At 69.8% G+C, this 18,211-nt stretch carries 13 protein-coding genes and 3 pseudogenes; 6 read left to right on the plus strand and 10 right to left on the minus strand.

All coding sequences use genetic code 11. The features are described 5' to 3' along the window. Nucleotides 1-58 precede the first annotated feature (58 nt). Both OG975_RS05460 and OG975_RS05465 read right to left on the minus strand, forming a co-directional pair. On the minus strand, nucleotides 59-2,479 hold the full coding sequence (locus OG975_RS05460; RefSeq protein WP_406327830.1) for a SpoIIE family protein phosphatase: 2,421 nt from the start codon (nucleotides 2,477-2,479) through the stop codon (nucleotides 59-61). A gap of 233 nt (nucleotides 2,480-2,712) precedes the next feature. Next, nucleotides 2,713-3,042 (minus strand): helix-turn-helix domain-containing protein, encoded by a 330-nt coding sequence (locus OG975_RS05465; protein ID WP_406327831.1) that lies wholly within the window; start codon nucleotides 3,040-3,042, stop codon nucleotides 2,713-2,715. Nucleotides 3,043-3,353: 311 nt separating this feature from the next. Between OG975_RS05465 and OG975_RS05470 the strand changes: the two are divergent. Then, nucleotides 3,354-3,934 (plus strand): annotated as a pseudogene (locus tag OG975_RS05470) (SDR family NAD(P)-dependent oxidoreductase); the annotation flags it as partial. Nucleotides 3,935-4,062: 128 nt separating this feature from the next. Here the strand turns inward: OG975_RS05470 and OG975_RS05475 are convergent. Genes OG975_RS05475 through OG975_RS05495 form a run of 5 tightly spaced genes read right to left on the minus strand, consistent with a single transcriptional unit; the run spans nucleotide 4,063 to nucleotide 8,957 of the window. After that, on the minus strand, nucleotides 4,063-5,340 hold the full coding sequence (locus OG975_RS05475) for an ABC transporter substrate-binding protein (RefSeq protein WP_406327833.1): 1,278 nt from the start codon (nucleotides 5,338-5,340) through the stop codon (nucleotides 4,063-4,065). 5 nt (nucleotides 5,341-5,345) lie between these two features. Further along, nucleotides 5,346-6,512: a branched-chain amino acid ABC transporter permease gene (locus OG975_RS05480; RefSeq protein WP_406327834.1), complete on the minus strand. Its 1,167-nt coding sequence runs from the start codon at nucleotides 6,510-6,512 to the stop codon at nucleotides 5,346-5,348. Continuing rightward, complete coding sequence (locus tag OG975_RS05485) at nucleotides 6,509-7,390, minus strand: branched-chain amino acid ABC transporter permease (RefSeq protein ID WP_406327836.1); 882 nt, start codon at nucleotides 7,388-7,390, stop codon at nucleotides 6,509-6,511. The genes OG975_RS05480 and OG975_RS05485 overlap by 4 nt, the downstream gene beginning before the upstream one ends. Before the next feature lie 5 nt (nucleotides 7,391-7,395). Continuing rightward, a complete protein-coding gene (locus OG975_RS05490; protein ID WP_406327838.1) occupies nucleotides 7,396-8,202 on the minus strand; it encodes an ABC transporter ATP-binding protein in 807 nt (268 codons plus the stop codon). Further along, nucleotides 8,199-8,957 carry an ABC transporter ATP-binding protein gene (locus tag OG975_RS05495; RefSeq protein WP_406327839.1) on the minus strand — a complete coding sequence of 253 codons (759 nt, stop codon included), beginning with the start codon at nucleotides 8,955-8,957 and terminating at the stop codon, nucleotides 8,199-8,201. The genes OG975_RS05490 and OG975_RS05495 overlap by 4 nt, the downstream gene beginning before the upstream one ends. 188 nt (nucleotides 8,958-9,145) lie before the next feature. On the opposite strand from OG975_RS05495, the gene OG975_RS05500 reads away from it, so the two are divergent. Further along, complete coding sequence (locus tag OG975_RS05500; protein WP_406327841.1) at nucleotides 9,146-10,441, plus strand: PucR family transcriptional regulator; 1,296 nt, start codon at nucleotides 9,146-9,148, stop codon at nucleotides 10,439-10,441. Next, complete coding sequence (locus OG975_RS05505) at nucleotides 10,438-11,103, plus strand: TetR/AcrR family transcriptional regulator (RefSeq protein ID WP_406327842.1); 666 nt, start codon at nucleotides 10,438-10,440, stop codon at nucleotides 11,101-11,103. The genes OG975_RS05500 and OG975_RS05505 overlap by 4 nt, the downstream gene beginning before the upstream one ends. A 223-nt stretch (nucleotides 11,104-11,326) precedes the next feature. Here OG975_RS05505 and OG975_RS05510 read toward each other — a convergent pair whose 3' ends face one another. From OG975_RS05510 to OG975_RS05520, 3 genes are read right to left on the minus strand one after another with little or no spacing between them, the layout of a single operon-like run. Next, a complete protein-coding gene (locus OG975_RS05510; protein WP_406327843.1) occupies nucleotides 11,327-12,019 on the minus strand; it encodes a TetR/AcrR family transcriptional regulator in 693 nt (230 codons plus the stop codon). Nucleotides 12,020-12,051: 32 nt separating this feature from the next. Next, nucleotides 12,052-12,804, minus strand: coding sequence for an HAD family hydrolase (locus OG975_RS05515; RefSeq protein ID WP_406327845.1), 753 nt, complete (start codon nucleotides 12,802-12,804; stop codon nucleotides 12,052-12,054). Nucleotides 12,805-12,855: 51 nt separating this feature from the next. Beyond that, nucleotides 12,856-14,055 carry an acetyl-CoA C-acyltransferase gene (locus OG975_RS05520; RefSeq protein WP_406327847.1) on the minus strand — a complete coding sequence of 400 codons (1,200 nt, stop codon included), beginning with the start codon at nucleotides 14,053-14,055 and terminating at the stop codon, nucleotides 12,856-12,858. Nucleotides 14,056-14,629: 574 nt separating this feature from the next. On the opposite strand from OG975_RS05520, the pseudogene OG975_RS05525 reads away from it, so the two are divergent. From OG975_RS05525 to OG975_RS05535, 3 genes and pseudogenes are all read left to right on the plus strand, one after another. After that, nucleotides 14,630-14,677 (plus strand): annotated as a pseudogene (locus OG975_RS05525) (hypothetical protein); the annotation flags it as partial. A 247-nt stretch (nucleotides 14,678-14,924) separates the two neighbouring features. Beyond that, on the plus strand, nucleotides 14,925-16,310 hold the full coding sequence (locus OG975_RS05530; RefSeq protein ID WP_406327849.1) for an MFS transporter: 1,386 nt from the start codon (nucleotides 14,925-14,927) through the stop codon (nucleotides 16,308-16,310). A 266-nt stretch (nucleotides 16,311-16,576) separates the two neighbouring features. Beyond that, a pseudogene (locus OG975_RS05535) lies at nucleotides 16,577-18,208 on the plus strand (IS200/IS605 family accessory protein TnpB-related protein). The last annotated feature ends 3 nt before the right edge of the window (nucleotides 18,209-18,211 follow it).

Raw genomic sequence — 18,211 nt, forward strand, 5'->3', positions numbered from 1 at the left:
GGCGGCGTGGGCGGGCCGACTCCAGGCGGCCTCCCGCGCCGGCCGCTGCCCGAGACGGTCAGACGAGGGTGCCGGTCAGTGGTTGTTCGGTCCACACGGTCTTGCCCTCGCGGGTGTAGCGGGTACCCCAGCGTTCGGTCATCTGGGCCACCAGGAACAGACCGCGTCCGCCCTCGTCGGTCGTACGGGCCCGGCGCAGGTGTGGTGAGGTGTGGCTGGTGTCGCTGACCTCGCACACCAGACGCCGTTCACGGATCAGCCGTAGGGTCGCAGGACCGCCGGCGTAGCGGTAGACGTTGGTGACCAGTTCGCTGGCGATCAACTCGGTGGTGAACGCCAAGTGCTCCAGACCCCACTCGGTCAGCTTCGCCGTGGTCAGTTCCCGGGCCCGGGCAGCGCTGGTCGCCTCCGGCGGCAGACGCCAGGAGGCGACGTCGTCCGGTGGCAGCGTGCGGGTGCGGGCGATCAGCAGAGCGACGTCGTCGCTGGGACGCGATGGCACGAGCGCGTCGAGCACCGCTTGACATGTCTGTTCCAGCGCGTCGGCCGGGCGGGTGAGCGCTGCGCACAGCTTGGTCAGGCCGACGTCGGCATCGAAGTGGCGTTCGCCAATGACTCCGTTGGTGTACAGGCACAGCAGGCTTCCCTCGGCCAGTTCGATCTCCCTGGCCTCGAACGGCAGGCCGCCCAGACCGAGCGGCGGGCCGGCGGGCAGGTCGAGCAGTTCCACATGTCCATCCGGAGCGGTCACCACCGGCGGCAGGTGTCCGGCGCGCGCCAGCGAGCAACGCCGGGAGACCGGGTCGTACACGGCGTACAGGCAGGTGGCGCCGACAACCTGCTCGTCCACGGGCCGTTCGCCGGCTGCTTCCTGCTCGGCCGCCAGCAGGAGGACCAGGTCGTCCAGGCGGGAGAGGACCTCGTCCGGTTCCAGGTCGAGGCTGGCGAGCGTATGCACGGCGGTGCGGAGCCGGCCCATGGTGGCGGCAGCATGAATGCCGCGTCCCACCACGTCGCCGACGACGAGGGCGACCCGGGCCCCGGACAGGGCAATGACATCGAACCAGTCGCCGCCCAGGCCCGGGGCCGCGCTGGCCGGCAGGTAGCGCAGGGCCACCTCGACGGCCGACTGGTCCGGAACCGCCCGGGGCAGAAGACTGCTCTGCAAGGTGAATGCGGTCTGCTGCTGCTGGGTGTAGCGCCGGGCGTTGTCAATGGCGACGGCGGCGCGCGAGGCGAGTTCCTGAGCGAGGGTGAGATCGTCCACCTCAAAGGAATCGGGGCGGCGCGAACGCCACAGGGTCATCACGCCCAGCACCAGGCCACGCGCGGCCAGAGGCACCACGATCAGCGAGTGGACGCCCAGGTCCGGAGCCTGGGCCCCCAGGCGGCCTTCCGTCGAGAACCGGTCGGGCGGGAGAACCGCTTCCAGGACGGGCCGCCCTTCGGCCAGGCATCTGGCCTGGGGTGTGTCGGACCCGAACTCCACCGGCTCGCCCTGGGGGTGGGGTGGGCTGGGTTGCTGGGCACCGACGCCGCAGGCTCCCACTCGTACCACCGGCCCTGCCAGGGCCGGTGCCAGTTCCTCACCCCGCGTCACCGACTGGAGCAGGTCCACTGACGCATGGTCGGCGAGGTGAGGCACCATCACCTCGGCGAGTTCCCGAGCGGTCTCTCCCACATCGAGGGTGGTTCCGATACGGCTGCCGGCCTGGTCGAGAAGCGCGAGCCGATGCTGGGCCCGATGGCGTTCGGTGATGTCTTCGATCATCTCGGCCACACCCAGGATGCGGCCGGAGGGGTCCTCCATCCGGAAGGAGGAGACCATCGCGACCCGCTCTCGTGCCGGATCCCGCTCCAGGCGAACGAACTGCTCCGAGTAGACCAACGGTCTTCCGGTCTCCATCACCTGACGCACACGGTCCACGGCCTTGCGTGCGTCGTCGGCGACGAGGAAACAGCCCGTGGGCAGCCCCCGGAAGTCTGCTGCCGGGACGCCGGTGACGCGTTCGATGGCCCGGTTGACCCGGAGAAGGCTCAGGTCGGGACCGTGGACGACCAGGCCGACCGGGGACCGGCGGTACAACCCGTCGAGAACCGCCCGGTCCCTTTGCCACTCCAGGACGTCAACCGCGGGCGCCCCGGCAAGAAACCACTCACGGACCCCGGCATCGCGTGAGAGGTCGTGGGCCCTGAGCCCCATCTCCACGAGCCGCCCGTCGCGGTGCCGCAGTGTGAGCACGCCGAACCATCCGCCGGCTCTCCTGCAGTTCGCCGCGGCCTCAGTGACAGCCGGCAGGTCGCGAGGATCGACAAGGACCTCGAATGCCCGGCGACCGATCACGGCTGTGTCCGGATAGCCGAGCAGTTCCTGCGCCCGACGGTTCCATCCGACCACGACTCCCCGGTCGTCGAGCACCGCCAAGGCGGCGAGGTGCAGGGCAAACGGATCGTCATGGCCTTCGCTGAGCTCGGTCATCCGCTTCTCCACCGCTGGACACCGCCTTGCACTCGGTCACCGATGTTCTGCCGCGGGTCCTGACCGCGACCGGTGACCGGTGCGACGGCGTCCGGGGCGTGGCTCGGCGTTCCCGCATGCGTGCTGGCCCTGCTGATGCCATGTAAGCCTATGGACCCGTGAGGCCGCGGCCTCGCCCGCCGCATGGCTCGGCGTGGCGAACACGGGAAGATCACGGCGCGCACGATGGCCCCTCATGACAAGTCTCCTCCACGAACAGGTCCTGCCGGGCCTCGCGGCGGTGTCTCCAGCTCGCGTGCCGCCAAGGCCCAGTTGAGCTCCACCGCGGTGTCCGGTGGGCCGCGGCTGGTGCCGGTCAGCTCCTCGAAACGGCGCAATCGGTAGCGGACGGTGTTGACATGGACGTGTGCACTGCGGGCGACTTCGCGGATGTGCCGCCCCCTGTCCAGGTGGCCCCGCACCGACTCCTCAATGAGCGCACCGAACTCCCCCTTGGCCTCCAGTGGGCGCAGACAGCGGTCGAGCAGCAACTCGGCGAGTTCCGGTTCGGCGACGACCGCCACCCGGGGACAGGTCGCTCAGGTCGTACACACCGCGCAGACCGTACGCACGGGCGGCTTCCAGCAGCCTGCCGGCGGCACGCAAGGAGCCGTGCGCCGCGGCCAGGTCCGTCGGCGGGCCGAGCCCCGCCGTCACCTCCAGGTCACGCGGCGATGCCTGAGCCCCGGCACACCGCAACCCACCCGGCTGGCCTCCTGACCGGCCGGAGCGTACTGGTCATCGGCTCGCGGGCACCCGCCCCAGCGAGGAACCGAAGGCCCCGGTGGGCGACGGACAGGCGGTGGCCGTGCTCGCCGCCCGCGAAAGAGCCTCCGTGGCCTGCGCCGACGTCTCCCCCTCCGCCGCGGCGGCCACCGCCGCCCTGGTCGGTGAGGAGGGCGCCCGTGGCCTCCCCGTGGTGGGTGACGCCACGGATCCCGGCCAATCCTCAGCCATGGTTGCCGAAGCCCTACGCGAACTCGGCGCGCTCGACGCGATGGTGGTCAACGCCGGCATCGGCCTCGGCGCGGGCCTGGCGGACACCTCACCGCAGCAGTGGGAACGCGTGCTCTCGCTCAATCTGAGCACCCCCTTCCTCGCCGCCAGGTACGGGTTGCCCGCGATCGCCGAGAGAGGACCGATCGTCTTCGTCGGTTCCGTGGCCGGGCTGCGCACGGCCACGGACTCGCCCGCCTACGACAGTTCCAAGGCAGGCTTGTTCGGTCTCACCCGTATTGCGCCATGGAGGGTGCGCCGCGCGGGATCCGCGCCAACCTGGTCGTCCCGGGCCTGATCGACACCCGGATGGGCCGTGAAGCCTCGGCCCGGCGGAGGTCGCGTTCCACCTCGCTCACCCGCATACCGCTCGTACGCCAGGGCCCCGCTTGGGACGTGGCCGGAGCCGTCGCCTTCCTGCTCTCCGATCGCGCCTCCTGCATCACCGGGCAGAGCCTGGTGGTGGACAGCGGGTTGAGCGCCGTCTCAGCGGGCGGGCGGGGCGGTCCCCAGGGGCCAGGGCATCGACCGAGACCGCCCCAGCCGGCTCACTTCGCCAGCGGGCCGAACTCCTTGCGGGTGTCTACCGGCTTGCCGAACAGCTGCCACCGCTCGCCCTTGAACCGCATCAGCTGCATCGTCTCGAGCGGGAAGGCGTCGCCGTGGCCCGTGGACATGGTGACCCCGGGCAGCAGCAGGCCCACCTTCACGTTCTTCAGGTTGCGCACCGCGTCCCGCAGTCCTTCCCTGGTCGGGCACTTCATCGAGTCCAGGGCCTTGTGGAGGCTGGAGGCGACGGCCCAGCCGTAGGCGTTGAACTGATTGGCCGGGTCGGCGTCGGCGGCGTACTTGTGCAGCGCGTCCTTGTACGTCTTCATCTCGGCGTCGTCGGCCCACTGCGGGTCGGCGGGGTCCTTGAAGTAGGTCGCCGAGACCACGCCCTGCACGTTCTTGAAGCCGACGGGCTGGAGTACGGCGGCCGACGAGGCCACGTTGTTCACGATGTGCAGCGGGTTCCACCTGGTGTTCTTGGCATCGGCGGCAAGGGCCTGGCTGCCGAACTTCGGCGTGGTGACATCGAGCAGTACATCCGCCTTGGACCGGGCGAGAGTTGTCATCTGCGCCGACACGGAGGGGTCCGTGACCTCGTAGCTCTCCTCGGCGACCACCTTGATGCCGCTGCCGGCGACGGCCTTCTTGAACCCGCCGAGCAGGTCCTTGCCGAAGTCGTCGTTCTGGTAGAGGACCGCGACCTTGGCCTTCGGTTTCTCGTCCTTGAGGTACTTGGCGTACACGCGTGCCTCGGCCACGTAGTTGGGCTGCCAACCGATGGTCCAGGGGTGCTTGTCGCCCGTGCCCCAGGCGGAGGCGCCCGTGGCGACGAAGGGCTGCGGCACCTTCTGCTTGTTGAGGTAGTCCCACACGGCTGCCGTGGACGGGGTGCCCAAGGTCTGGAACACCGCGAAGACCTTCTCCTGCTCGACGAGTCTGCGGGCCTCCTCGACCGCCTTGGGCGGCTGGTAGCCGTCGTCGCGGACGACGAACTCGACCTTGCGGCCCTCTATGCCGCCCTTGTCGTTGACGTACTTGAAGTAGGCGGCCACGCCCTTGCTGATCGTGCCGTACGCGGAGGCAGGTCCCGAGAGCGGATAAATCCCGCCCAGCTTGATGGTCTTGTCGGTGATGCCGGTGGTCTGCTGGCCCTTGCACGCGCCACCGGCGGCGGCGTCCTGGGCGTCCTGTCCTCGCTGGCTGCTGCAGGCGGTCGCGGTGAGCAGAGCGGCGGTCGCGGCCGCGGCCGCCCGCAGAGCGGTTGTCTTGCGCATGTGATTCATTCCTTTTCCGTGCGGGGCGGTGCGCCCACGGGTTCGGCGTCGACAACTGCGGGGTCCGCAGGAGTGAGGGTCGCGGAGGGGCCGGATTCGGCCGGGGACTTGGGTTCCGTATCGCGCGCGGATGCGGCCTCGGGGGCGGATTCGGCCGCGGGCGTCCGGTCGAGGGGGGCGGTGGTGCGGGGCAGGCGACTGGTGACTGCGCCCAGGACACGGCCCGGCAGACCGGCCAGTCCCGTCGGGGCCACGAACATCACTGTGATGATCAGCAGGCCGAACACCACGCCCGGTGCCGCCTCGCTGAGGTCCTGGGACACGCTCGGCACGTACATCACGAACGCCGCGCCCAGCAGGGGCCCGTACAGCGAGGCGAGCCCCCCGACCACCAGGCCGGCCAGCAGGGTGATGGACAGCACGAAGCTGAAGGAGTCGGGCGAGACGAAGCCGATCACCCAGGTGTACAGACATCCGGCGACACCCGCGAACATCGCGCTCCACGCGAAGGCGAGGGTCTTGTGCAGCGACAGCCGCACGCCCATGACCTCGGCGGCGCTCTCGTTGTCCCGTACGGCCAGCAGTGCCCGGCCGACCCGGGACCGCAGCAGGTTGCGGGCGAGCAGCAGGGCCGACGCGGTGACGGCGAGGACGACGAAGTACGTCCACTGGTCCTCGGCCAGCCCGCTCCACGCGGGCGGCTGCAGTTTGTCCACGGTCAGGCCCATGGAGCCGCCCGTCACCGGTTCGAGCCGCTTGAGCAGGGGCGGCAGGAACACCGCGAACGAGAGGGTGACCAGGGCCAGGTACAGCCCGCGCAGCCGCAACGCGGGCACTCCGAACCCCAGGCCCAGCAGGAAGGATCCGGCGGCCGCGGCCGGCAGAGTGGCCAGGTGGCCGGTGTCGTACCGGTCGAGCATGACCGCCGCCGTGTAGGCCCCCGCCGCGAAGAACGCGCCGTGCCCGAGCGAGATCTGGCCGCCGAAGCCGACCAGCAGGTTCAGGCCGGCCAGCGCCACGGCATACAGGAGCACCATGGTCAGCTGGAAGACCTGGAAGGGGGCGAAGTAGAACGGTGCGCCGACGGCGACCGCCGCCGCGACGAGCACGGTGAGCGTGGCCCGCAGCCACCGGACCCGGTCGGTGCCGAGTGCCGTTGTGATGGTGCTCATGCGCGCTCCACCGCCGCCCGTCCGAACAGGCCTTGGGGCCGCACCAGCAACACCGCCAGAATGATCACCAGGGGGACTCCCACCTTCAGATCGGCACCGATCACGTCCACGTACGCCCCGGTCAGCGTCTCGGCGACGCCCACGAACAGGCCGCCGACAACCGCACCGACCGGGCTGTCGAAGCCCCCGAGGGTCGCCGCGGCGAACGCGTAGATCAGCACCCCGCCCATCATGTTGGGCTCCAGGAACAGCACCGGGGCGACGAGCACACCCGACACCGCGCCGACCGTCGCGGCCAGCCCCCAGCCGAACATCAGCACTCGGCCCACCCGGATGCCGGACAGCCGGGCGGAGGCCGGGTTGCAGGCGACCGCCCGCATGACCAGACCGACAGCGGTGTGCTGGAACAGCAGGTACAGCAGGCCCATCACGAGGGCCACCACCCCGATGATCCCGAGCGTCGACCAGTCCACGCGCACCCCGGCCAGGTCGAGCCCGCCGTCGGGGAAGGGTTGCGGAAAGTCCTTCACGGTGAACGACCAGACCAGGCCGGCCAGCGCGTTGACGAAGATGAACAGGCCGACCGTGACGATGACCACCGTCAGCTCGGGCGCGCCCTGCACGGGGCGGATGACGATCCGCTCGACCACCATGCCGCCGGCGAAGGACACCACGAGGGTGACCGGCAGAGCCAGCCAGAACGGCATCCCGGACGCCACCAGCTGCCAGGCGACGTACGTCGACAGCATGGCCAACTCGCCCTGCGCGAAGTTGACGATCCCCGTGAACCGGTGAATCAGCACGAGGGCCAGCGCCAGGCTGGCGTATACCGCGCCGGAGCCCAGTCCTTCCACCAGCTGCTGGAGAAGATCGGTCACGGCGCTCACCCGGCCTTCCGGGAGCCGACGGAGACACCGAGGTACACCTCGGCGACCTGCGCGTCCTCGCGGATCTGTGCGGCCGGTCCGGACAGCACCAGGCGGCCGACCTCCAGTACGTGGGCCCGGTGCGCGATGTCCAGCGCGAGCTGGGCGTTCTGCTCGACTACGACCACAGTGGTGCGTTGCTCCTCGTTGACGGCACGGACGATCTCGAACAGTTCGCGGGTCACCAGCGGCGCAAGGCCCAGGGACGGCTCGTCCAGGAGCAGCAGCGAGGGCCGCAGCATCAGTGCCCTGCCGATGGCGAGCATCTGCTGCTCGCCGCCGCTGAGGCTGCCGGCGGCCTGTCGCCGCCGCTGGCGCAGCTTGGGGAAGTAGCCGTAGATCCGTTCCAGGTCGGCCACCACGGCCGCTCGCTCGGCGCGGCCCCGCCGGCGGGGGCCGGTGCGCAGATGGGCGCCGATGCGCAGGTTCTCCTCGACGGTCAGGTCGTTGAAGGTGCCCCGGCCCTCGGGCACATGCGCCACGCCGAGCCTGGCGGCCTGCTCGGGCGAGCGGCCCAGCAGTTCCGTGCCGTTCAACGTGACCGAGCCGCGGCCGCGGACCATGCCGCACAACGCCCGCAGCGTCGTGGTCTTGCCCGCGCCGTTGGGTCCGAGGATCGCGCACACCTCACCGCGTGCGGCGGAGAAGTCGAGGCCCTGCAGCACGCGGGCCTGGCCGTATCCGGCGTGCAGGTCGGAGACCTTCAGGAAGTCCGGCTCCGTACTCGCCGCGGCCTCGGTACGGTCGGTGGTGGGCTCGCTCATGCGGCCACCCCCAGGTACGCCTCGACGACCGCCGGGTCGCGCTGGATCTCCTCTGGCGAGCCCTCGGCGATCTTTCGGCCGAAGTCGAGGCAGACCACCTTGTCGCACAGGCCCATCACGAACCCCATGTGGTGTTCGACCACCACGAGCGTGAGATCGAACTCCTGGCGCACCGACCGGACCAGATCCGCGAATTGGCCGACCTCGCCGTGGCTGAGCCCGTTGACGGGTTCGTCGAGCAACAGCAGCCGGGGCCGTACCGCGAGCGCCCGGGCGAGTTCGACGCGTTTGAGTGTGCCGAACGGCAACCCGGAGGCGGGGTGGTCGGCGGCATCCGCCAGCCCGAGCCGCCGTAGCAAGTCGTCCGCCTGGTCACGTAGTTCCCTCTCCTCCCGCCGGACGCGGGGCAGCCGGAGCGCCGCGGCGAGATGTCCGGTGCGCCCCCGGCTGTGGGCGCCGACCATGACGTTCTCCCGGACCGTGAGCCGCGGGAACAGGCCCAGGTTCTGGAAGGTGCGGGCGATGCCGCGCCCGGCCACGGCGTGCGGAGGAAGGGCCAGCAGGTCCTCGTCCTCGAACCGCACGTCTCCCTCGTCAGGAGTGCAGCGCCGGGTGAGGCAGTTGAACAAAGTGGTCTTGCCGGCTCCGTTCGGCCCGATGAGCCCTACGGCGGTGCCCGGCTCGACGGTGAAAGCGACACCGTCCAGTGCCGTGATCCCGCCGAAGCGCACGGTGATGCCTTCGACCGCGAGCATGAATGACGCCCTTTCCGACGTGCTGGGGGGTGGGCGAGCGTCACAGTAGGTGGGGGTGTTCCAGGCGCACATTGGGCGTGAGCACCCAACTTCCCGGTCACCGAACTGTGCGCCGCGCACAAGTGCCGGGAGATGTCTCACTCAGAGCCTGTTGACGGAGCACGAGTCGGACGGCGACGATCGGCCCCATGCCTCGCGGCCCTGCACTGGGCACTCCCCGACTCTCCGAACCGCTCCGCCAGGAGCGGCGGCGGATCCTGCACGCCGTCCACGACCGGGTCGAGGAGGTGGCGGAGACCGCCGTCGCTGTGATGCGCGCGGAGATCCCGTCGTACGCGTTGCAGGACCGACGGTTCTTCGACGACGTACGGGACCAGGTGCTCGAGCACTACCGGATGCAGTTGGCTGCGCTGGCCGGCGACCAGGACATCGCCCCCGAGGACCTGGTCTTCAGCCGCGCGGCAGCACTGCGCAGAGCACGCGCGGGGTTCGCGCTGGAGGACTGGATCAGTGCCTTCCGGGTCGGCCGGCAGGTGCTGTGGGACGCGCTGCTGGACTGCGCGGGCGCGTCCGCCGAGGCCCAGCAGGCCGCGCTGTCCCTCGTCACCCCGCTGATGCGGTACGTCGACTACGCCAGCACCCATGCCGCGCAGGCATACGTCGAGTACCAGCAGCACGTGGTGGCGGACGCGGACCGGGAGCGCCGGGATCTCCTGGACCAGCTCCTGGCCGGCGTGGCGCCGACGCGCGGTCCGCTGTTCGCCGCGGCGCAGGCGTACGGCATCGGACCGCGCTCGCCGATGATGGCGGTCGTGGCGGTGTGCGTCGACGACACCCGCGCCGGGGACCCCACCTCGGCCGCGAACGGGTATGCCGCCAGCGCGTCGATCAGCGTCGCCGGGCCCTGGGCCGGCAGAACCCTGGTCGTCGTGCGCCACGGCGAGGTGGTGGCCGTGCCCGTGGTCCGGGGCGGCATGAACGCAGAGGACATATGCGCCCACTTCGAGGCCGTGCAGCAGCGGCTCGCGCGGGCCGGAACCATCCTCTCCATGGGGATCAGTACGGTCGCACAGGGCGCGTCGGAACTGCCGCGCGCCTACCAGGAGGCGCGAGCCGCCCTCGACCTGGTGCCGAGCGAGGGCGGGGTGGCGGCGCTGCCGCGGCTGTCCCCGTTCGACTATCTGGCGCTGCGCGCCGACGACGTCGCCCGCCAGCTGGTCGATCCCCGGGTGCGTGCGCTGCTGGACGAGGACCGCAGACGTGGCGACACGCTGGCCACCACGATACGGGCCTTCGCGGAGGCGGACCTCAACCTGCGGCTGGCCGCCGACCGCTTGCGTGTGCACCACAACACGGCGCACTACAGGTTGCGCCGGATCGAGGAACGCACCGGCCGCAATCCGCGCCGGATCGCCGACCTCCTGGAACTACTGGTCGCCCTCGCCATCCGCGACGGGGCCGGGGAAGGTGGGGATTATCAGTGAGCGGCATCGTGGAGTCTTCCGGGACCGAGGCGGCACGTCAGCTGCCGGGCGGGCAGGAAGGCATGGGCCCGGCGGAGGGAAACGTCGACCAGAACCGAACGGTTCGGCCCACGCTGCTGGACGCCGCGCTGGAGGTGTTCACCGAGCGCGGATACACCGACGCCGGTCTCACCGAGATCGCGGCGCGCTCCGGCATCCCAGTGGGCAGCCTCTTCCAGCACTACGGCGGAAAGCGAGGGCTTTACCTCGCCCTTTGGGAGGAGTTCCGGGAGGAGCAGCAGCGCCGCACCGCGGCCACGCTGACCGCCGAGCGCAGCCGTGGTGTGGCGGACCCCATCGCCCTCTTCGTGGCGGGAGCCAGGGCATACCTGGAGGGCGCCTGGGACAACCGGCGGCTCGGCAGACTCCTCGTGGAGGACGACGCCCCGGCCGGCTTCGACGCGCTGCGCCGCCAGTGGGACCGCGCATGGGTACGGCGCAACGCCCGGCTCCTGGAGGTGGACGAGCGGCGACGCGCCGGCCGGGTCCGGGTCAGCGTACTGACCACTGTCATCGGAGGCGCGGCGCGCGAGCTGGGCGACTGCGGGGACGAGACGGAGGCCCGGGAGATAGTGGACGAGGTGTGCGGCATCCTGATCCACCTGTCGGCACCGCCCGGCTGAAACGCCGGCGCAGGGCGAGGCGACAGGACCCGGCCACAGCCCGACGCGCTCGAGCCATCGCGGAAAGTGTTGGGTAAACGACATCCCACGAGTCAGCTCCAGGAAACGGGCATGCGCCTGGCGTGGTCACGATATCCGCAGCCCGGACGCGCAGGAAAGATGCAGCGCCAGGGTTGTCGAGCGGTCGCCGCCGGCAGGCTTCGTCCCCGGCCAGGCTGCCGGATCAGCGGTGGCCGGGGAACCGCAGGGCGTTCGCCCAGAGCCGGGTGACCGTGGACACGAGGTCCTCGAAGCCCACCGGCGCACCCTTCTCTCGCCGTTCGCCCAGCACGAAGGCGTTGTAGGCCATGACGCTGACCATGCCCGACAGTGCACGGGAGGCCATCATCGGATCGACCTCACTGTCTGCGACACCCCGCGCCTGCAGGTCGGCGATGCCGCGGGCATTGCGACGGATGAACGCGTCAGCGCGCCGGCTTCGGAACTCACGGAACTCCGGCTCCACTTGGGCAACCTGCTCGAGCAGGGCCATCAGCTTCGCATTCCGTTTGTATGCCTCGAGATACGCGCGATTACTCGCCTCGAGTACCGCATAGGGATCGTCGGCACCCTGCACCCGGCCCATGCCGGGGTGCATCATGTCCTCCTGCGCCTCCAGGAGGACGGCGGCAAGTACCTCTTCCTTGTTGGCGAAGTAGGTGTAAAAGGATCCCGCCGCGCACTGAGCCTCTCTGGTGATGTCGGTCAGGCGGGTGTCGAGGTAGCCGTCTCGTTCGAACACCTTCCGTGCGGCCTTCACCAAAGCGGCCCGTGTCCGCGCTCCGCGCTTCGTCGCCGGCGGCTCGCGAAGGTGCGAGTGGGGCGCCATAGGCGGTGCCTGCTCGCTGTCGATCTCCTCCGGCACGGTGGTGTCCATCCCGGAAACTGTACTTGAATCCGACGCCATAGTCACAAAGCTGCAGGGCGCCGTGAGCGGGTCATGGCGCGGATCTCACCTCGCCGATCAGTTGATTCGACCCCACCTCGACAGGGTCCCAACGCTGCGGCCGATCGGTCAGGGGTGATCCCGAAGCGTTCGGCGAGTTGGCGGCGGGTGTCGGCGGCGCTGGTGTGCAGTACGCCCCCGATACCGATCCGTGCCGCTCCGTCGAGGTTCTGCTGCAGATCGTCGATCATGACTGCCCCCTCGGGGCCGACGCCGAGGCGTTCGCATGCGATCGCGTAAATCCGCCGGGAGGGCTTGCGGATCCCGACCACCGCGGAGATGACGACCACATCGGCGACAGCGGCGAGATCGACGCCGTCGTAGGTTCCGGTGCCGAACGAATTGGACACGAGCGCAACGGGATGACCGGCGGCTCGAAGCTCACGGAGCAGTGCGAGCATGTCCTGGTCGATCGACATTCCCGCTTGTATCCGGGCCGTGAGCCCCTCGGCCGATACGTCCGCGCCATGCACCCGGAGGCGTTCGGCGAATCCTCGCTCGAAGGCTTCGGTGTCGATACGGCCGCACTCGTGGTCGGCCAGGAGAGTGCGTGCGCACTGGTCCCGGCCGAGGAGGTCCAGCGGCAGGCGCGGGTCGCCGCCCAGCGAGGCGCCGAAATCGGTGAAAGCCTGCAGCACACTTGAGGTGATAACACCGCCGAAGTCCACCAGGACCGCGGTTTGGGTATTTTCCACCACGTTCGACATGGTATCCATGCCTCTCTCTCACGGTCGGCTTACTGCCCGTATCCAGCAGGGACGCCGAGCTCAGGCGACCTCGAACAGTCCGGCTGCGCCCATTCCGCCGCCGACGCACATCGATATCACCACATATCGAACACCCCGGCGCTTACCCTCGATGAGGGCATGGCCCACCAGCCGGGCACCGGTCATTCCGTACGGATGACCGACCGAGATCGCGCCGCCATCGACGTTGAACCGCTCGGGGTCGATGTGCAGTTCATCCCGGCAGTACAGCGCCTGGGAAGCGAACGCCTCGTTGAGTTCCCACAGGCCGATGTCGTCAATGGCGAGGTTGTGCTGCTTCAGCAGTTTCGGGATGGCGAACACCGGGCCGATGCCCATCTCGTCCGGCCCGCAACCGACAACGGTCATGCCCCGGTAGACGCCCAGCGGTTGCAGTCCGCGGCGCTCGGCCTCCTTCGACTCCATCAACACCGACACCGAAGCCCCGTCCGACAACTGGGAGGAGTTGCCCGCCGTGACGCTGGAATGCGCGCTCACCTGACCGTCGGGCAGCACCGGCGCCAACCCCGCCAGGCCTTCGAGCGTCGTCGACGCGCGGTTGCCCTCGTCCCGGGTCAAAATGACCTCCTCGTCCCGCACCTCCCCGGACTGCTTGTCGAGAACCTTCTTGACGCTGGGAAGCGCGACGATCTCCCGGTCGAACCGGCCGGCCTCCTGCGCCGCCGCGGTGCGCTGCTGTGAAACCAGCGCGAATTCGTCCTGGCGTTCCCGGCTCACGCCATAACGTTCGGCGACGATCTCCGCCGTGTGCAGCATCGGCATGTAGATACTCGGCTTGTGCTCGACCAGCCAGGGGTCCGCCATGCGGTGGGTGTTCATGTGGCCGTTCTGCACCAAGGAGATCGACTCGACACCGCCACCGACGGCGACCTGCATGCCGTCCGTGACAATCTGCTTGGCGGCCGTCGCAATGGCCATCAGGCCCGACGAACACTGCCGGTCGATTGTCATCCCCGACACGGTGTCTGGAAGTCCGGCACGAAGAATGGCCTGACGCGCGACATTGCCACCGGAGGACCCCTGCTGCACGGCGCAGCCGAAGATCACATCCTCGACCTCACCTGCCTCGACCCCGGCGCGCTGTACCGCGTGCGAAAGGGCATGGGCGGCAAGTTCCTGCGCCTGGATGTCGTTGAACGCGCCGCGGTAGGCCTTTCCGATCGGCGTCCGTGCCGTCGAAACGATGACTGCTTCCCTCATATCGCCTCACTGCTTCCTGTTGGCCCGGTTCGTCCGGGAGCTTCGAGGTCGGGTATCCGAGCTCCGTGAGCCGGGATCGATGCCCGTGGGCGGTGCCGCACGCCAACTGAGAAGTCGGCCTCCCGATCGGTTATAGTTGAATCCGGCGTCATGTTCAACCAAGCCCTTGGACGATCAGGGGAGCGGGGCTGGTGTGGCAACGGCAGATCGAGGCTTTGGCCGCACTCGGCTGCCGGGTGGCTGCACCCGACCAGGGCGGGTACTCTCCGGGCGCCCGCCCCCAGCGGCCCGAGGACTATCGCATCGGCCTTCTCGTCGACGACGTGGTCGCGATCAGCGAGGAACTGGACTGGGCGGCGTTCGACCGGTCGGCCATGACTGCCTGCGAACACGCGCAGGGCCGCCCGCTGTTCGCCGCGCTGCCGCACTGCCCTGGCCGGAGGAACCGGTGCCGCAGCTGTGACACGCCCAGACGCTGCTCCGGGAGTTCCCTGGAGACGGCCATGTCGCGTGCCTGCTGAGTCTCCTCGACGGCGGCTCCCTCAGCCCGGAAGGCGTACTCCTGCGCCGGCACATCGAGAACCGCATCGACCGCCTGGCCCTTCGCGCTTACGCCGCCCTGGGTGACGCCGACTGTGAGCGTCTCGCCGAACTCGTGAGCCCCTTCGGCCGGCGCCGTCGTCAAAGCCGGCCTTCTCAGTCTCGGCTGACCGGGCGTCCCATGGATCACGTTGCGCAGGGCAGTCATAGGCGTCGGCCGCACACTTCACGTCAGAAGTATGTAGTCCCACCACATGTGCGCCTGACCTTGGCCTTCCTACCGTGTGCCACACGTACCCGTCCCCACCGCACACGAGGAAGTGGCGCACATGGCCTCCGCAGCAACCGCTCCACCAACGCCCGCCAGTCTCCGGCGCATCGTCGCCGCCAGCCTCATCGGCACCACCATCGAGTGGTACGACTTCTTCCTCTACGGCTCGGCCGCCGCCCTCGTCTTCAACAAGCTGTTCTTCCCGGACTCCGACCCGCTCGTCGGCACGCTGCTGTCGTTCCTGACCTACGCGGTCGGGTTCGCTGCCCGGCCGCTCGGCGCGCTCGTGTTCGGGCACTACGGCGACCGGCTCGGCCGCAAGAAGCTGCTGGTGCTGAGCCTGCTGCTGATGGGCGGGGCGACGTTCGCCATCGGTCTGCTGCCCACGCACGCGACCGTCGGCGCCGCCGCCCCCGTGCTGCTCACCACGCTGCGTCTGGTGCAGGGTTTCGCCCTGGGCGGCGAGTGGGGCGGCGCCGTCCTGCTGGTGTCCGAGCACGGGGACGCCAAGCGGCGCGGGTTCTGGGCCTCGTGGCCGCAGACCGGGGCGCCCGCGGGGCAGCTCCTGGCCACCGGTGTGCTCTCACTGCTGACCGCAACGCTGTCGGACGACGCCTTCGGCTCCTGGGGCTGGCGCATCCCGTTCCTGCTCTCCGGCGTCCTGGTGGCCGTCGGTTTGTGGATACGTCTGTCTGTCGATGAATCGCCGGTCTTCAAGCAGGCGTTGGCGCAGGCCGAGGCCCGTAAGGGGGCGCGGGCCGAAGAGCCCGAGAAGCTGCCGCTGGTCTCCGTACTGCGCGACCACTGGCGCGACGTGCTGGTCGCGATGGGCGCCCGGATGGCGGAGAACATCAGCTACTACGTGATCACCGCCTTCATCCTCGTGTACGCCACCACGTCGGCCGGGGTCTCCAAGCAGACGGCGCTCAACGCGGTACTCATCGCGTCCGCCGTGCACTTCGCCGTCATTCCGGCGTGGGGCGCGCTCTCGGACCGGATCGGCCGCCGGCCCGTCTATCTGCTGGGCGCCGCCGGAGTCGGCCTGTGGATGTTCCCCTTCTTCTCCCTCATCGACACCGGGGGCTTCGGGAACCTGGTCCTCGCCGTCACCGTCGGCCTGGTGCTGCACGGCGCCATGTACGCGCCCCAGGCCGCCTTCTTCTCCGAGATGTTCGCGACCCGGATGCGTTATTCGGGTGCCTCGATCGGCGCCCAGTTCGCCTCGGTCGCGGCGGGCGCGCCCGCACCGCTCATCGCGACCGCCCTGCTGTCCGACTACGGCAGCTCCACACCGATCTCCCTGTATGTGATCGCGGCGGCCGTCGTCACGCTCATCGCGGTGGGAGCCGCCAAGGAGACACGGCACCGCGACCTGGCCGAGGTCGACGCCCCGACCGAAGATCGGCCCGCGGCGACCCCGACGGCGGACGCCCGCACCGCTTGAACCCCCGCCCCCACGTCCGCACCGCCCCCGTACGCGGCTGACGTGTACGGGGGTTGGAGCTCCTGCCACTGGAGTGCGTTCAAGAGTGGTCTGGTGAGCAGGAGTGAGTGCCGGTGGTCTCTGTCGTGTTGCGTCTTGCGTGGTGTGGCCGTGGCGTCTTTTTCTGGGGAACTGACGTTCTTGTGTCGAATGCGTGACCTTCTCGGGTGGTGCTCGTTGGATGCGGTGACGGGATCTTCGGGTGGCGTCGGGGCGGGGGTGACGGGGTGGGTGGGCTGAGGGTTGTGGCGGAGTCGTTCGTCGCGTCCGGTCCGGGTGGTGCGGCCATCCGTACCCGTCTCAAGCATCTGACGCCCGTGGACGAGAAGCTGCTGCGTCTGGTAGGCGCGCATCTGGGGGCGCTGGCTTCGAAGGATCTCAAGGCGCGGTGCCGGGAAGGTCTGGAGCACTCCAGTGGCGCGTGGGCGGTGCGCAAGCGGGAGCTGACGCCGCTGTCGTCGTCGCGGTGGGCCGGGGCGATCACGAAGGCGTCGCACGATCAGTGGGCACTGGCCCGGCGTAGCCAGTTGACGCACATCCAGTCCCTGGAAGCGGGCGTCCGCACCCTCACGCACCGGCTGTCCCTGCCGATCGGGCAGAAGGGAACCAAGCAGGCTCCGGGCGGTTACCGGTCGCGGCGGGAGTGGCATGCGAAGTCGCGGCGGCTGCGGGTGCTTGAGGACCGGCTGGCCGCCGCGCGGGCCGACCACGAGGCGGGGCTCGTGCACGTCGTGCGTGGCGGCAAGCGGCTGGCCCGTGCCCGCCACCACCTGGAATCCGCCGGGCTCACCGAGTCCGCATGGCGCGGGCACTGGGAGGCCGAGCGCTGGTTCTGCCAGGCGGACGGAGAGTCCGGCAAACGCTACGGCAACGAGACGATCCGCATCAGCCCCGACGGCGAGGTCAGCGTCAAACTCCCCGCACCCCTCACGCAGCTGGCCAACGCCCCGCGCGGACGATACGTCCTGGCCTGCCGGGTCACGTTCGCGCACCGGGGCACCGAGTGGGCTGACCGCGTCGCGGCCGACCGGGCCGTCGCCTACCGCATCCACCTGGATGCGGACCGCAACCGCTGGTATGTGACCGCCTCCTGGCAGATCCCGCCCACCCCCACCATCCCGCTCGAGGCCGCGCTCGCCCGAGGCGTGATCGGCGTCGACATGAACGCCGATCACCTTGCCGCCTGGCGTCTGGATGTCCACGGCAACCCGACCGGCAGCCCGCGCCGCTTCTTCTACGACCTGTCCGGAACCCGCGATCACCGCGACGCACAGATCCGCCACGCCCTCACCCGCCTCCTGCACTGGGCGAAGACCTGTGGCGTGGGAGCCATCGCCGTCGAGGACCTGGACTTCGGCGCGGACAAGACCCGCGAGAAACACGGCCGTCGGAAGCGGTTTCGGCAGCTGATCTCCGGCATGCCCACGGGCAAGCTCCGCGCCCGTCTCACCTCGATGGCCGACCAGACCGGTATCACGGTCATCGCCGTGGACCCGGCCTACACCAGTCGCTGGGGCGCCCAGCACTGGCAGAAACCCCTCACCAGCATCACCCGCAGGACCACCCGCCACGACGCAGCCGCCGTGGCGATCGGAAGGCGCGCCCAGGGACACCCGATCCGGCGACGGACGGCACCGCCCCCTGCTCACCGGAGCGATGAGCAGGGGCATCGGACCGTCCAGGCCCGACCGGGCATCCCCGGGCGTGAGGGAACCCGCCCCCGCATCCCCGGACCACGGACACGATCCGTGCACGCCGGACGCGGAGCGAACGCGGGCAACCAGAACACCCAACACCGTTCGGGGCGTTCGACTGAGCATGGGTCCTGGCAACAGGACTCACTCCCGCTCAGTCTTTAGGAA

Origin of the sequence: Streptomyces sp. NBC_00203 (genome assembly GCF_045206325.1) — a bacterium.
In the GTDB taxonomy this organism is placed as follows: Bacteria; Actinomycetota; Actinomycetes; order Streptomycetales; family Streptomycetaceae; genus Streptomyces; species Streptomyces lutosisoli.

Excerpts from the sequence above, each read along its gene's own strand:
- OG975_RS05480 (WP_406327834.1), bottom strand. The coding sequence starts at position 6,512 with ATGAGCACCATCACAACGGCACTCGGCACCGACCGGGTCCGGTGGCTG.
- OG975_RS05510 (WP_406327843.1), bottom strand. The coding sequence starts at position 12,019 with ATGGACACCACCGTGCCGGAGGAGATCGACAGCGAGCAGGCACCGCCT.
- OG975_RS05500 (WP_406327841.1), top strand. The coding sequence starts at position 9,146 with ATGCCTCGCGGCCCTGCACTGGGCACTCCCCGACTCTCCGAACCGCTC.
- OG975_RS05475 (WP_406327833.1), bottom strand. The coding sequence starts at position 5,340 with ATGCGCAAGACAACCGCTCTGCGGGCGGCCGCGGCCGCGACCGCCGCT.
- OG975_RS05495 (WP_406327839.1), bottom strand. The coding sequence starts at position 8,957 with ATGCTCGCGGTCGAAGGCATCACCGTGCGCTTCGGCGGGATCACGGCA.
- OG975_RS05530 (WP_406327849.1), top strand. The coding sequence starts at position 14,925 with ATGGCCTCCGCAGCAACCGCTCCACCAACGCCCGCCAGTCTCCGGCGC.
- OG975_RS05520 (WP_406327847.1), bottom strand. The coding sequence starts at position 14,055 with ATGAGGGAAGCAGTCATCGTTTCGACGGCACGGACGCCGATCGGAAAG.
- OG975_RS05490 (WP_406327838.1), bottom strand. The coding sequence starts at position 8,202 with ATGAGCGAGCCCACCACCGACCGTACCGAGGCCGCGGCGAGTACGGAG.
- OG975_RS05515 (WP_406327845.1), bottom strand. The coding sequence starts at position 12,804 with ATGGATACCATGTCGAACGTGGTGGAAAATACCCAAACCGCGGTCCTG.
- OG975_RS05460 (WP_406327830.1), bottom strand. The coding sequence starts at position 2,479 with ATGACCGAGCTCAGCGAAGGCCATGACGATCCGTTTGCCCTGCACCTC.